Origin of the sequence: Candidatus Tisiphia endosymbiont of Thecophora atra, from assembly GCF_964026395.1 — a bacterium.
Taxonomy (GTDB): Bacteria; Pseudomonadota; Alphaproteobacteria; order Rickettsiales; family Rickettsiaceae; genus Tisiphia.
This window is the reverse complement of sequence record NZ_OZ032145.1, coordinates 1,402,850-1,417,180: the sequence shown is the minus strand read 5'-3', so window position 1 is coordinate 1,417,180 and position 14,331 is coordinate 1,402,850. Positions and strand designations below refer to the sequence as shown.

Annotated in this window: 13 protein-coding genes; 9 read left to right on the top strand and 4 right to left on the bottom strand. The window is 33.7% G+C overall.

The genetic code is table 11. The annotated features are described in order from the left end of the window. The first annotated feature begins 112 nt into the window (after nt 1-112). Nucleotides 113-304 carry a hypothetical protein gene (locus AAGD45_RS06710; protein WP_341761146.1) on the top strand — a complete coding sequence of 64 codons (192 nt, stop codon included), beginning with the start codon at nt 113-115 and terminating at the stop codon, nt 302-304. A gap of 88 nt (nt 305-392) precedes the next feature. Here AAGD45_RS06710 and lpxC read toward each other — a convergent pair whose 3' ends face one another. From lpxC to AAGD45_RS06690, 4 genes are all read right to left on the bottom strand, one after another. Further along, nucleotides 393-1,253, bottom strand: a complete 861-nt coding sequence (lpxC, locus tag AAGD45_RS06705) for a UDP-3-O-acyl-N-acetylglucosamine deacetylase (protein WP_341761145.1) — start codon at nt 1,251-1,253, stop codon at nt 393-395. A gap of 697 nt (nt 1,254-1,950) precedes the next feature. Beyond that, nucleotides 1,951-2,493, bottom strand: coding sequence for a septation protein A (locus tag AAGD45_RS06700; protein WP_341761144.1), 543 nt, complete (start codon nt 2,491-2,493; stop codon nt 1,951-1,953). 8 nt (nt 2,494-2,501) lie between these two features. Next, nucleotides 2,502-3,329, bottom strand: coding sequence for an FTR1 family protein (locus AAGD45_RS06695; RefSeq protein WP_341761143.1), 828 nt, complete (start codon nt 3,327-3,329; stop codon nt 2,502-2,504). Nucleotides 3,330-3,345: 16 nt separating this feature from the next. Beyond that, a complete protein-coding gene (locus AAGD45_RS06690; RefSeq protein WP_341761142.1) occupies nt 3,346-3,720 on the bottom strand; it encodes a cupredoxin domain-containing protein in 375 nt (124 codons plus the stop codon). A 426-nt stretch (nt 3,721-4,146) separates the two neighbouring features. On the opposite strand from AAGD45_RS06690, the gene AAGD45_RS06685 reads away from it, so the two are divergent. From AAGD45_RS06685 to AAGD45_RS06650, 8 genes are all read left to right on the top strand, one after another. Beyond that, the gene (locus AAGD45_RS06685; protein WP_341761141.1) at nt 4,147-4,935 is read left to right on the top strand and encodes a phosphatase PAP2 family protein; all 789 of its coding nucleotides are present in this window, start codon (nt 4,147-4,149) and stop codon (nt 4,933-4,935) included. Further along, a complete protein-coding gene (locus AAGD45_RS06680) occupies nt 4,922-5,791 on the top strand; it encodes a phosphatase PAP2 family protein (RefSeq protein ID WP_341761140.1) in 870 nt (289 codons plus the stop codon). Before AAGD45_RS06685 ends, AAGD45_RS06680 begins: the two co-directional genes overlap by 14 nt. A 41-nt stretch (nt 5,792-5,832) precedes the next feature. Then, complete coding sequence (locus tag AAGD45_RS06675) at nt 5,833-6,372, top strand: demethoxyubiquinone hydroxylase family protein (protein WP_341761139.1); 540 nt, start codon at nt 5,833-5,835, stop codon at nt 6,370-6,372. Between the two features lie 487 nt (nt 6,373-6,859). After that, entirely contained in the window at nt 6,860-8,674 is a 1,815-nt protein-coding gene (locus tag AAGD45_RS06670) for a DnaA N-terminal domain-containing protein (protein WP_341761138.1), read from the top strand. Between the two features lie 626 nt (nt 8,675-9,300). Beyond that, nucleotides 9,301-9,837: a hypothetical protein gene (locus tag AAGD45_RS06665; RefSeq protein WP_341761137.1), complete on the top strand. Its 537-nt coding sequence runs from the start codon at nt 9,301-9,303 to the stop codon at nt 9,835-9,837. Beyond that, a complete protein-coding gene (locus tag AAGD45_RS06660) occupies nt 9,803-11,251 on the top strand; it encodes a hypothetical protein (RefSeq protein WP_341761136.1) in 1,449 nt (482 codons plus the stop codon). The genes AAGD45_RS06665 and AAGD45_RS06660 overlap by 35 nt, the downstream gene beginning before the upstream one ends. Nucleotides 11,252-11,330: 79 nt before the next feature. Then, nucleotides 11,331-12,758: a hypothetical protein gene (locus tag AAGD45_RS06655; protein ID WP_341761135.1), complete on the top strand. Its 1,428-nt coding sequence runs from the start codon at nt 11,331-11,333 to the stop codon at nt 12,756-12,758. After that, entirely contained in the window at nt 12,751-14,328 is a 1,578-nt protein-coding gene (locus AAGD45_RS06650) for a portal protein (protein WP_341761134.1), read from the top strand. Before AAGD45_RS06655 ends, AAGD45_RS06650 begins: the two co-directional genes overlap by 8 nt. Nucleotides 14,329-14,331: the final 3 nt, after the last annotated feature.

Below are 14,331 nucleotides of genomic sequence, written 5' to 3'. Positions count from 1 at the left end.
CTCAATAGGTATAATTGCCTATTACTTATTCAATAAATGATTTGCTATTAATTGACAAGCTTATTTTTCTATCATAATATTATTTAAAAACAAATTTACTACAACTTCAAATATGCAATTTCAAGATACTAACGATTTACGTAAAATAGCCGATATTATCAAGAATTGCGTTGTCATTATCCAAGATTCTAGCGGTGCTAACGTACTAAATGTACGCTCCACTCCTCGACTTGGTAATTCCTGCTACTATTATGATTTTGATTCTATCGTCTATCAACTCTTCATTTACGAGCATTATAAATAGAAATACCCCCTCTTTAAATTATTCGAGTATACTGCAAAAACTTGAAGAGTTGGTAAACCAATTCTCAAGTTTTTGGGTAAAAAATAACCTAAATTTCTCTAGCACTAACCCATTGATAGAAGCTGCGATCACTAAATACTTGTCGTAAGAATTGGTTATTAAGAGCATGACTAGTTTTATAACCCGTGATATCAGCTATTAGATGACCTCCTGTAGTATATAAATCTCCAAACAGGTCGAGAAGTTTGTGACGCACAAATTCATCAGTATATCTTAGTCCATCGTGGTTCATTATAATATCTTGATCTATACCTATAGCGTTATCGAGAGATGCACCACGTGCTAAGCCCTTACTTTTTAAATATTCAAGTTCATGGATAAATCCAAAAGTTCTAGCATCAGCAATGTTATTTTTGAAAGACTCATTCTCTGAGAAGACTAAATTTTGCTTGCCAATAGCCTTACTAGCAAAATCTATTGTTATATCAACCGTCATGCTATGAGCAGGGCTAGCTACTAACTCGCAATCTTTGTGAATTGCCCTAATTTCTTTTAAGATTTTTAGGTATTTCTTTGGAGTATTTTGTAATTGTCTACCAGCACATTCTATCATAAAGACGAATGGTTTACTGCTACCATCCATTATCGGGACTTCAGGACCATCGATTTCAATTATTAAATTATCGATTCCACATCCCCAAAGAGCTGCCATTAAATGTTCTATAGTTGAAACATAAATATGATGTTCATTTTTTATGGTAGTAGATAAAGAAGTTTCTGAAACATTTAAACAACTAGCTTGAATAAAATTTATCTCTTGCCTTACATCAGTTCTGACAAAAACAATACCGGTATTTTCTACAGCTGGTCTTAAAGTCATCTGAGTAATGTTACCGGAATGAACGCCCACACCATAACAACTTACTGGGTTTAGTATTGATACTTGCATTGGTTAATTTTACTAACATTTTAGAAATTCAACTTATTTTAATGCCTTAAACAACTACATGCAAGTTACATTATGTTACAAAATATTTCATCAATCTATATACTGCTCGATAATCAAGTTTTTTTCTGAGTCATTCACCTTACGTATAGCATTTAAAAATTGCCGAAAAGTACAAAACGTCATTGCGAGGAGACCGTAGGTCCACAACTGTCGAAAGTTAAAAACTATAATTCATTGCAACCAAAAATTATACATAAATAATAATCTAACATTTATAATTTTAAATCTACAAGATTAGGCTCTCCGCTGCAAAATAATACTATATCTTTGATAATTTCTGTCTCAAGCAATGACCTATCTATTTTGTATAATTTATTTACTTCATTTAGTTTATCTTCACCTACTAAATTTATAATATTTGTATATTATTCAACTTTTTGTATTTATATGAACTTAATTTATACACAATCTTTAGTTATATTTTAATACCTTTTTTAACTTTCGACAGTTATGACCGTAGGTCGACGAAGCAATCTATATAACAAGCTTCATGGATTGCCACGTCGCCGCTTGCAGCGGCGTCTCGCAATGACGGTTTAAGCCTTACAACAGCACTTCGCTAATAGATGATTTTTTAACTTTCAACAGTTGTGTCCTGAAGACGACAACGCAATTCTTGATTTTCATCGAATATACCTTACTCTGTTGAATCTGGAAGTCTGTTCTTCAATATAAAAGGTAGTTGTAGTAAAAAGAAAATGATCGTTACAGGTATTGCTCCAAATATTTTAAATATAACCCATGTAGATTCTGCAAAATTACGCCATATTATTTCATTTAACACTGCCATGAACAGTAAAAAAGCAGCAGATCTATAGCTTAAAATATTCCAGTTCTTATCTTCAAGTTGGACAAAATGATTAAACATATATTTCAAAAAGGCCTTATTTCTTATGGCACTGATAAAAAATATACTAGCAAAAATTACATATAGAATAGTTGGTTTGATTTTGATATACATAGAGTTACCACTAATCAAAACTATACTAGCTGAAACTAATAACACTCCAGAAGATATTAAGGAGGATTTGGAAACTTTTCCTTCTATAAGATAACACAAACTAACACAAATAATTGAAGTAATAAGTATATATAACGTCGCACTTTGTATACTACCACCATAAAAATAGCCAATAAAAAAAGCTATAAGCGGAGCAACTTCTGATAAAAAATTAATCATAAATAGTTTTATTTCTCTGTTACTGCTTTTGTGTGTCTGATTTTTATTTGTATTAAGATATTAATTAAACCTAGAGTACAAACATAAAAAACAACTTGTAATCCGTTAGGTCTAGCAATATATCCAGTAATCATTTTTAGGAATTTACCATAGATACTTCTGTCAGAAATGAGCCAAGAGCTATCCCAAAGCTGGTCGGATAAAATAGTAATAATCCCTGAAGAACTCAATATACCAGCAGCTTCTGCTGCAAAGCCACTAGCAACAAGCATTAATAAAATGGAAGATATACGAAATATATATTGTTGGTTTACTATTTTTATTAAACCTAAATAGATAATGACACCCAAAGTTAGACCACTGACTATACCAATAATTAATCCTAATAGATAGCTATTACTGTCAATAATTTCGACTGAAGAAATACTATAAACTAATATAATAATTTCCATTCCTTCTCGAAGAATAGTTGCCGCAACAATCAGTACTAGCATTATATAACTACTATCACCGCTACTAATTTTTACAGACAAATCATTAAGATTTTGTTTTATCTTAATACCATAACCTTGCATCCATACTATAGTCCAACCAATTAATGCAACTGTTAACAAAATAACTCCAGAGTTAAATATCTCATCACCTAGACCACTAAATGCTACGGTTATACTACGAGTAAAGAAAGCAAATAACGCAGCAGAAACTGTACCAAGCATGACTCCAGCAATTATATAAATTCTAGATTTTTCTAATTGTTTTGTCACAGCAAGTATTACCCCAAGCAACAAAGCTATTTCTAGGCATTCCCTGAATACCACTAATGCTATTTTAAACATCTAAACCTAAATAAATTTAATTAACAATGAGAGACCCTTGTGCTGTCTCTTGATGAAAGTCTCCAAAAAAATCATATTTACCCGGGGCTAAAGGGGCAAGGATGATATTTATAGAGTCATTTGGCATAATAATCTTTTCGCGGTGCAGATCATGACTCTCAAACTCTTCTACTGTACTATCTTGGTTGTGGATAGTAAAACGAATCTTCTTACCACTTTCTACTCTAATAATATTTGGCTCAAATCTATGATTCTTTATAACCGTTACAATTTCTACTATATTAATATCTACATCATTCTTAGATGTGCTTCGATGACTAATTGCAAAAATTATTACACCTATCAATAGAATAATACCTCCAAAAAATTGAAGGATAGTTTTTTTTTCCATAGTTTTAACTTGAAAGCTTTATTAAAGTTACAAAATACACCAATACAATCATAGCTACAAGCACATATAACAGAGTGTAGTTTTTTTGTTTTTTATGGTTCTTTATTTTTTTGGATAAATTCATAAGCACCCTCCCTATATTATACAATATATTAGATTTCCACTAAGTCATCAAGGATCAAATATTTTTTATAACAATATGTTGTTTTTCCTCTAGCCAACTCTGATAGTTTGTACAGTAAGTAATTAGGTAATTATAAATGATCACCTATAAAAAGACAATTATAATCACTGGAGCTTTTAGCTGGGTAATTAGCTATTGACAAAATGATAAAATCTTGTATACAGATACTCTGTATAATGGGTGAAGTTTAATTGGCGACTAGGTAAATAGTGTCTATAAGTTCAAATCTTCTACAATTTTTTATGCTAGATAATGTTGCTAAGATTTTTTTAAGTTTTAGTCATGATATAGTCATTATCCCACTACTGATACTAGGCTATATTTGGTTAGAGCAAAAAGTGTTTTTTAATGCAATATGTTTAATATTAGTAAGTATGTTATTTAATTTTGCTCTAAAAATTATATTTCAAGTACCACTATCTGCTCATATTGGTAAACAAGGTTTTGCTTTTCCAAGTGGTCATATGCAGTCTTCAGTTGTTTTGTATGGTTGGCTGATGACAAAAACACAAAGCCGTATATGTAAAATTCTGATAACTGGCTTGCTATTTGGAATAGGAATGAGTTTAGTCTATTTTGGCTATCATAATTATTTTGATATTCTAGGAGCCATATTTTTTGGTTCTTTATTAATAGCCTTTTATACATTTCTTGCAAGCACAAAAAAGCAAATATTGCCACCAGTTTTATTGACTTTTACTACATTTTTGATGTTGTACATTGCATCTATACATAAGGTAGAAGAACATCTATATATGGCATATTACGCTCTTATTGGAGTAATATTTTCTGAAAACATTTTTACAAAAAAAATAACAATTATAAATCTACGAAGCAAAATATCAGCAACAATACTGTGTTTTTTCATGCTCTTTATAGTCAAAATGCTTTTTACAGTTGGTTATATCTCCTCTTTACCATTAGCTATCAGGCAAATGCAATGGGCTATAATCGGATTTTGTATCCCAGCATCAGTTTTTATTGCAAACTATATCAATCATTATAAGCGTTCTTTTCATGATAGATACTAGTTGGATTGTAGAAATAAGAACAGATTTTCTAACAACCATATTTAAGTTATTTCCATTTTTTGCTAGTGATTACTTTTACATTACCATTACTGCTTTAGGATATTGGTTAAATCCATCGGCATTATTATTTAGATCATTAGGATTTTTAATACCTTTTTGTACTTTACTTAATTGCTTGTTAAAGAATTTATTTAAAATATCGCGTCCTGACATATCTTTACATTTAATATCTGTGTATGATCCTTTTGGCTTTCCTAGTGGTGATGTTCAAGTGGCAACCACTTTTTGGCTAGCAATCTTTTTAAGTCTTAAAAATAGTCCTTTTAAGTATTTATGCTTACTGCCAATAATTGGTATTGGTCTTTCAAGAGTATATCTTGGTGTTCATAGTATATATGATGTAATTGGTGGTTTGATATTTGGGTTTTGTGTTTTCCATATATGGAAAACATATTTAGAAAGAGCATTACTTGTAGAAGTATTTCAACATAGTTGCAAAAAATTTTGGTTTTTACTTGCTATAATAATCTCACTATACACTATAGTGTCTCAATCTTTACCATGGCCACCTATGATACCGATGGCAATAGGAGCTCTCATTGGCTTTGGGTTATCCTTACGATGGATAGAAAATCAGGCAGTTGGTCTACAGCACAAAATTAGTATTCCAACCGCTCTAATATCCCTAGCCATTTTAATTGGCATAGCAAAATTCATACCTACTCTAAAAATAAACATTTTTATTTTCTATTGTAGTATTATATTAAAATATAGTGTTCTTGTTTTTGGAATTTTTGTATTAATTCCTAGTACTATCTCTAAGATTACCCGATCTAATAAAATTGATATATTATAAAATGCAATAAATTATCCGTTATTTAGATACTAAAGCAGCATATGGCAAGACCCGATTTCACCAATTCAGACAATATCATAAAAGAAATTATTAGAGTAAATCATGCTGGAGAATATGGAGCTAAACGAATTTATCAAGGGCAATTAAATTATTGCAAAAACCACGAAGCTTCCTCTATAATAAAACATATGATGCAGCAAGAAGAAGTACATTTGAGCTACTTTACTAATTTGTTATTACAACGTAATGTTAGACCAACTATTTTTATACCATTTTGGCATATTATTGGCTATATACTTGGTAGTGGATCGATATTGATAGGAACAAAAACTGCCATGCTACTAACGCAAAGTGTAGAAGAAGTGATTGAACAACATTATCAGAAACAAATAGATTATCTCGAATTGTATAATTTAGAGAAAGAATTGGTAGATAGCATAAAACAATTTCAGGCTGAGGAAATTGAACATAAAGATATAGCCCTAGTACAAGGTAGCAGTAAGATAGTATTTGCTTCCTTAATCAATACAGTTATTAAATTAATGTGTAATATGGCTATTAATGTGAGTAAAAAAGCATAGTATCCTACATTTTCCTATAATCGTCATAGCAAGGCTCTTTAGATGCCGTGGCGATCTAGGTAAACAGCGAAGCTGTCTAGTACGCTTCGCGTATCCTAGATTGCCACGTCGCCGCTTTTTCGCGACTCCTCGCTAATAGACGTTTTATAGACGTATATGTCTATTAGCGAGCAAACATACGTGAGCGTGGCAATCCATTTTGCTAAAAACATGATTTTAATCTTTTAAAATCATGTTTTTAGCTTTAGAAAGGTTTAAAATGCATTCGTAGAACCGCTTCAAGAATGCATTTTTCTGATATTCTAGCCAGGAACGTAGGGTGTGGTTTAAAAATTTCCTTCCAACCAGCATATATATTACCGTTCCAACTATTTGATCATTTCATTAAAAAAATTCTATACTGTTTTTATAGTGTTTTTTTAGCAAAATTCCTCAAAATTGACCTACAAAATAGTCTATTTTTAACCGTTTTTCACGGGGAGGAAATATGACAGAATCGTTAATTTTTTCCGACAACTTAATTGAAAATCCTGACACTATTTTCTATAATATAGTCGGTAATTTTGTCCCACCTGAGTGGCGAAATCTTACCAATAATTGTGGTAAGCAATTAAGTAAAACTTCTCTTCAACTTCTATCTTTGATAGTTTCTTGCACGAAAACTGATAGCTACAACAATACACAAGAATTACAAGAAGGCTATCATTTCTTCGAGAAAGAGCTAAGAGTCTGCCAAAGACGGGTTAAACAATGTCTAATAGAATTACAAACAAGTGGGTTCATTTATCACACTTTGATTACTACGGTCAAACATAACCTAAAATGCCGTAATATTTTATCTATCAAACTCCTTAAGAAATTTATAAATTTTCGTAAAGCTAATGATAGTTCTTATCACTCTAATTACACAAATATTCAATCTAGCCATCAAAAAATTTCAGCTCAACCTGAAAAAAATTACCATCCAACTGTAAAAAATTTTCAAAAAAACGCATCTATATATATATCTATAATATCTAGATATGGAAAAAATCAAGAAAATTGTGGACAAGTCTGTGGACAAATTGTGTCAGAGCCTGAATCAACTGAGGAACAAAACATTAATTTTCCGCTTGAGGTAACGGCAAAAAGAGGTGAACAAAGTTTGTCAGAAGTTGAGTCAACTACGGAGCAAAGCTTTAATTCATCGCCGGAGATAACGGTAAATTCAGGTGAAAAAAGTTTACCAAAGCTTGAGTCAACTGAAGAAAAAAGTTTTAATTTACCTATGGAGACAACGGTAAACTCAGTAAATGAAACGTTACCCTGCAATTCCACAGACTGCAATTCCTCTGAGGCAGCTCCAACTGATGACGAGTCAGACTGCGATTCAGATTCCGATTCAACAGGGGAATCTTCAGGAAATAGCGAAGAGCAAGAAGCTAGCGGGAAATTGCCTAGGTGGCTCAGTGATATTACCAAACAGGCTAAAGGCTGGTATTCACCTAGGAAGCTAGAGATGTTTTACCCATTGACCGAAGAAGATGCTGCTTGGTTAAGAAGGACAACAGGCCGTAATTACGAATTGAGTTTTGTCAACAAGCTGTTGATTAAACATAGCGTGGACTCTCCTAATAATCGCTTTGCCTGCAAGCAAGCAGTACTGAATTACATGAAGATAAGTTTGATTCATGAAAGGCGTCCACCATCTGTAGCAAATAACCCAAACTTTAGCTTCGATCTGAACAATGCTACTAAGACAAGAAAGGCTTATTTGCAAAAGGTAAAAGATAGTAAGGGCGTTAAACCACTGAATCAGTTGAAACGTAAGATTGTTGAAGCTTTTGAGCATCAGCCTAGCACTGCTTATCAATTGCTGAAGAGGTGCAGTTTTTTTGGAGTATGTGACGATGAATACAAGATTGATCTAGCGGATATCTCTTTGTCAGAAACTGACAAATGCACATTGCTCAAGACAGTGCAAGAAGTATATGGCAAAGATGTTCAGCAATTGCGTATTACCAACAAAAGAGAGGTATCGGATTATGATTTAGAGCTAAGTGGACTAAATCCAGAGTCCGTGTGGTACAAAGTAAGGAAATATTTGTTAAAATTATACGGTGAACACTTGGACAAAGCTTGGTTTAGCAAGTTAGAAGCAATTGAAGAAGATACGACTTGCAATAAGCTTATTCTCAAACCAGCTACTGCCTTTATTGGGGATTGGATTAAGAATAAGTACAGCAAAGATTTGGAATATGCTTGCAGTAAACTGAATTATACTTTTGAGTTTATGAAAGTCGATAGAATGGCTGGGCTGTAAGCTATGGCAAATAGCATTTAAAGCTATTTTAAATATGTTTATAGAAAGATTTTATTTTTTAGCTAGAAAGATATTAAAAATAAATAGCGCTATTGTACGAGTCTGTATTTGCGAAATTTTAAGGTATTATTGCAATAACAAACAAAAATTTGAATTGGTAGTTAAGTTGATGAAACTAATTGTATTAAGCGAGAAAAAAATGATTACGATAAGGTTAATAATAATCAAGAATTATTTAATTAGGGTTGAAACCAAAATAAAACCAAAATAAAAAATTATCAAAACTTAAAAAACTTGATAGTAATGCGGCTTATAAGTGTACGAACCTCTGATAAAGAATCATAAGGGTGTACCTTAAATTGCTATTTATAGCTATTTTGCTAAGATTTTTAGCGAATTTTGTCACTTTTTTACATTTTTTGGCAAAAATTGTTCGCGGAATCACCCGGGGGGTGGTAGCTATGCAAAATGGGGTATAGGGGGCGTCACGCGAAAAATTTTTTTGAGGTAATTAATCGCTTGTTATTAAAAATTTTCACTTTTTTAGTTTTTATTTTTCAAGTGGCAAAAAACCTAGAAATCAGCTATAATAAAGGGAATTACAAGGAATTTTTAAAGAGATGTACATGATTAAAAATTATGGTTTGTTTGAAAAATATTTAGCAAAGATATCATCTAATACCATCAGTAAGTTTGGCTCAATAGATGATATCTCTAATTTCCTATTATATCTTTGTGAACATGGTAACATCGTTATTGCAGCTAAGAAGGCTGGTTGTATTTCACCACTTAGGTTGCACCGAGTTATTAATAGCGATAAATATCTAGCCAAATGCGTCAATTTAGCTTTAGCCATTGCAGTAGATAGAGCAGAAGGGGTGTTATATGATAGGGCAATTAACGGTTACGAGGAAGTGACTTATAACAAGGATAATCAGGCAATAGCTACTAAGAAAAAATATTGTTCTAAGTCATTGCTGGAATATCTTAAAGCCAATTCGCAAAAATATCAAACGAGGAGGCATGATGCTAGTTACCATAGGAAAAATAGTGATGAAGCTGAACAAGTAACCAAAGCCCAAGGAATGTCAAAAATGATAGATGTAGCTAATTTTGAAATAGAATCGTATGAAGCAGAATATGCACTTGCCAAAGGACAGTAAGACCAAAGTGATGAAAACTATTAGTAAAGCTAAAGCCAGCAAAGAGGTTACTAGCTCTGCTTCTAAAAGTCTTAAATTTCCAGTGGATTGGTCACCCTATCCATTTCAGTTGCCTTTGTGGAGATATTTATACTCGGGTGGTAAGAAAGCTATAGCCATTTGGCATAGAAGAGCTGGTAAGGATATTATGGGTATTAACTGGATCACTGCTAGTGCTATTCGAGAAGTTGGCATTTATTGGTATGTCTATCCTACCTATAATCAAGCTAAAATGAGCATATGGGATGGTATGACATTATCGGGGCGTCCTTATATGTCGTTTATCCCTAAAAGCATTATTGCTCGTAGTCAGCAATACAAGCAACGAATATTGTTTAAAAATGGTTCAGTGATTCAGTTTGTTGGTAGCGATCGTTATGCGACTATCAGGGGTAGTGGTATTAAGGGAGCAGTTATCTCAGAGTATTCTTATCATGATCCAAGAGCTATGAGCTGCGTTATAGAGCCGATGGTAATTCGTAATAATGGTTGGTTGCTTTATTTGTATACCCCTTCTGATAATCCAAAACTTGTACATGGTGAAGAATTATACCGAAAATATCAAGATAGTCCGGAAGTATTTTGCCAAATCAAAACTATTGAAGATACTACTGATCATGAGGGGCAGCCATTAGTTGATAAAAACAAGTTGACTTCGGTCGACATGAGTAACGAAGAGATTCAAAGAGAGTTTTATTGTGATTTTGTTGCTTATCGCTACAAGAGAGCTGATCAAGGTGGTACTTTTGTTGAACAATTACGGCTTGCTGAAAGTCAGGGGCGTATTGGCTATGTGCCATTTGATGCAAGCTATCAGGTTAATACTTACTGGGATATAGGCATTGTTGATTATACGGTTATTTGGTTTGTTCAAGAAAAAAAAGATTCTATCGATATTATTGACTTTTACATGAACCGAGGCAAAGATTTAGAGTTTTACTTGAATCATTTAAGAACTAGACCCTATCAATATGGACGTAACGTATTGCCCCATGATATGAGTCGAAGACAAATGCCAACTTTGGATACAAGATTACAACAAGCTAATGAGGTAGCAGAGAAAGTAGGCTTCTCGCCTTTTGCTATTGGTAGGAAATATTTACGGGAAGAGATGATAACTAAAGCAAGAATACTACTCAGTAAATGCCGCATTGACGCCCAAAAATGTCAGCGTGGTATTAACGGTCTTTATGAGTTTGATGCTACTAAAAGAGGTGTGCATTCTAATTCATCTAGAGCAACTGATATAACCGAGAGCTTTTGTTATCTTGCCATGGATGTTAAAACTGGTAATGAGCAACAACAATCGCAATATAATATATTACAATATCGTAAAGTAATGAATGATTACAATGCGTTAGAAATTAAGAGTTAAAAAATGAGATTATCATTAGTTATATTTTCACTAGTAGTAGGTACTGTAGTAATCTCTATAAATAATTTAGGGTAGGACTATGGGTGGATTTTGGAATTTTATTACCGGTAGAGATATAAAACGACAGAAGCGTATCTATAACGAGTCGCGAGATCGTTATAGTAGTTATGCGAGTGAAGCACAAAATACTATCAATAATTTGTCGCAGCAATTGCAACATGTTCAGCAGGGCTTACATTCTTTGGAGGAACAAAAATATCAAGCTAGCTCAAGAAGCTATGATATGCAAAACCAGCTCGATTACCATAGCAGACAATATGAGAGTGGTTTAAGAAATATAGAATCACAAAGAGCTAGTTTGACCACATCAGCTGAACAGCTAAAACAAGCTTTTGCAGCATTTACACAAAAATCTCCTGCTCTTGATGCAAAAATAAGTGAGGTAGAGCAATTACCGGGTCAGTTCCAAAACCTGTATGATCAAGTAGCCCAGCGAAGAGAAAGCTTGAAAGGTTTAACCGAAGAGGAAGCCGGTAGCCATATTAATAAATATAAGCAAGATGTTGAATTGTTAAAAAATCAACGTAGCGAAACAGAAAGCAAAATACGCCATTCGATGGATAGCATCACCAAAGAGCATCAACAGCTAACAAGGGAAAAAGCTAATCTTGAATATCAGCTTAGCAACTATCAATCACAGCAAAATCGATTGTTGCAGGAGACTAGTAACTTTGATAATGCTAGACAACAATTACTCAGCATGATTGAACAATACAAACAAGAACAGAACAGACAAGAGCAAATCACTGCTGACTATACAAGGCAGCAATCGCATGCTGAAGGGTTGCAAAACCAGTTAAGAAGTTATGGGGCGGCAGCTCAAAGCCAGTTGGATAGCTATGCTAGAGATTTAGAGTGGCGAGCCGGTAAGTATCAAAAATCTGCAAGAGAGACTGGGTTAGTACGAGGACTTGGACTTGCTGCTTTAACCTTGGGATTAGGTGGAGGTGCGGTACTTGGCGGACTTATTGGTATTGGTCATTATATGAACACAGCCAATATTGGTCACAAACTTGGTTTTGAAAGAATTAATCTTAACAACAATGATCCAAGTATAGGGGCTGATTTGTCGCGAATAGCAAGATACGGTCCATCAGGATTAGACAAAAGAGCCATACCTGAGCTTGGTGGTCTAAAACAAGCGTTGGAACATTTTGGCATGCGGTCAGTGCCACGATTAAAAGATTTGCCGCCGTTACATGAATCTCTTGGCAAGATCGTGTCTCTTAAGGATATTGAAGGCTTAACTCTAGGCTTACCTAGCATGACTGCAGCTAGCGGTAAAAAGTATAACTATGAGGTGTTATATGATAACGAGTTTATCAAGAAGCTCAAAAAAGTGTCAAAGAAGCTTGGTACGCCATACTTAAACCCAAACTCAACCATAAACCTAAATGCAACACGTACCAATTACAACAACACAAATATGGTAACATCTTATGGCTGATAATGATTTAAACAAAAAAATTGAATATTTTGATAATCTTAAAACCAAACGGGAGAAATGGCATCATATATGGGATGAGTTGAAGAAATATGTTTGTCCGCAAACTGAAAGCAATAAGGTAATATTTGATTCAACTTCCATTTGGTCAAGGGAGCAATTAGCATCAGGTCTACAAAGCTTGCTGGTAAACCCAGCAATGAACTGGTTTAATCTTACTATAGTTGCTGAAAATGATGAGCAACAGCAATATTTAACCACAGCTGAACGCAACATGTTAGCCCAAATGCTAGAAAAAACTTTAATGGATATATTCAACAGTCCGGCTTCTAATTTTTATAATCAAATTCACCAGTTTTTTTTGAATTTATCAGCCTTTGGTACTGCAATATTCTATGTTGAAGAAGATATAGAATTAGCACAGACTCTGTTCTTTCGTAATATTAATTTACAGGAATGTTATTTTGAAGAGGATAAGTTTGGTTTTGTTAATACAATGTACCGACTATTTAGCATGCCAATAAAATCGGCATCAGCGAAATGGGTAAACTTTACCCCTTTCAAGGAAAGGTTAGCCCGGAATCCTGATGAAATAGTAGAAATATTGCATATAGTTAGCCCACAAGCTCAAAATCAGAAAAGTAAAGGCAGAAAATTAACGGCAGCTAGTCCTTCAACATCTAGCTCATCAACACTTGCCTATAGCTCAGAATATATCTACCTAGCTGAACAAAAAATTATCAGTCAATCAGGCTATTCTTATTTCCCATTTTTTGTCACGCGGTGGGTAAAAGAAGAAGGTGAAGTATATGGCTATGCTCCGGCTCATCATGTGCTACCTGATATTAAATTACTCAATAGTTTGAGACAAATTACCCTAAAAGTAGCCCAAAAACAACTAGACCCACCATTATTAGTGCCTAAGGATGGCTATTACTTACCTCTTTACACCACTCCGGGTAGTGTTAATTTCTATCGTAACGGTATGGCGGATAAAATAATACCCCTAACTGGTATGGAGAATATCCTACCAACTGAAATCGAGCAGAATCAATGCCGCGATGCTATATTTAAGGCATTCTATGTTGATATATTCAGAATGCAGAAAGAAAACAAAGAAATGACTGCCACTGAGGTGCAAATTAGAACGGAAGAACAATACCGTTTAATGTCCCCGATGGTTGGAAGAATTGAGAGTGAGTTGTTAAATCCGTTAATTATGGCGATATATCAAACACTAATCAAATATAACAGAGTACCGATCTTAGAGGGAGCAAATAGCCCCCCTGAGATAGAGATTGGATATGTTTCACCACTATCTAGGGTACAGAAAACATCAGCAATAGCCAGCGTTGAACAGGTATTAGGTTTTTTCCAAAGAAGTGGTATAAGTAACTTTTTTCCTGAGATTTATGATAATATTAACTGGGATGAGTGTTTTAAACTATTTTTTGAACTACGAGAAGCCCCAAGCTCAATCCTCAAGAGTGAACAAGAAGTATTACAAATCAGACAACAACGTAAGATGATGCAAATGCAACAATTACAACAGCAACAACAGATACAAGGGTAAGGA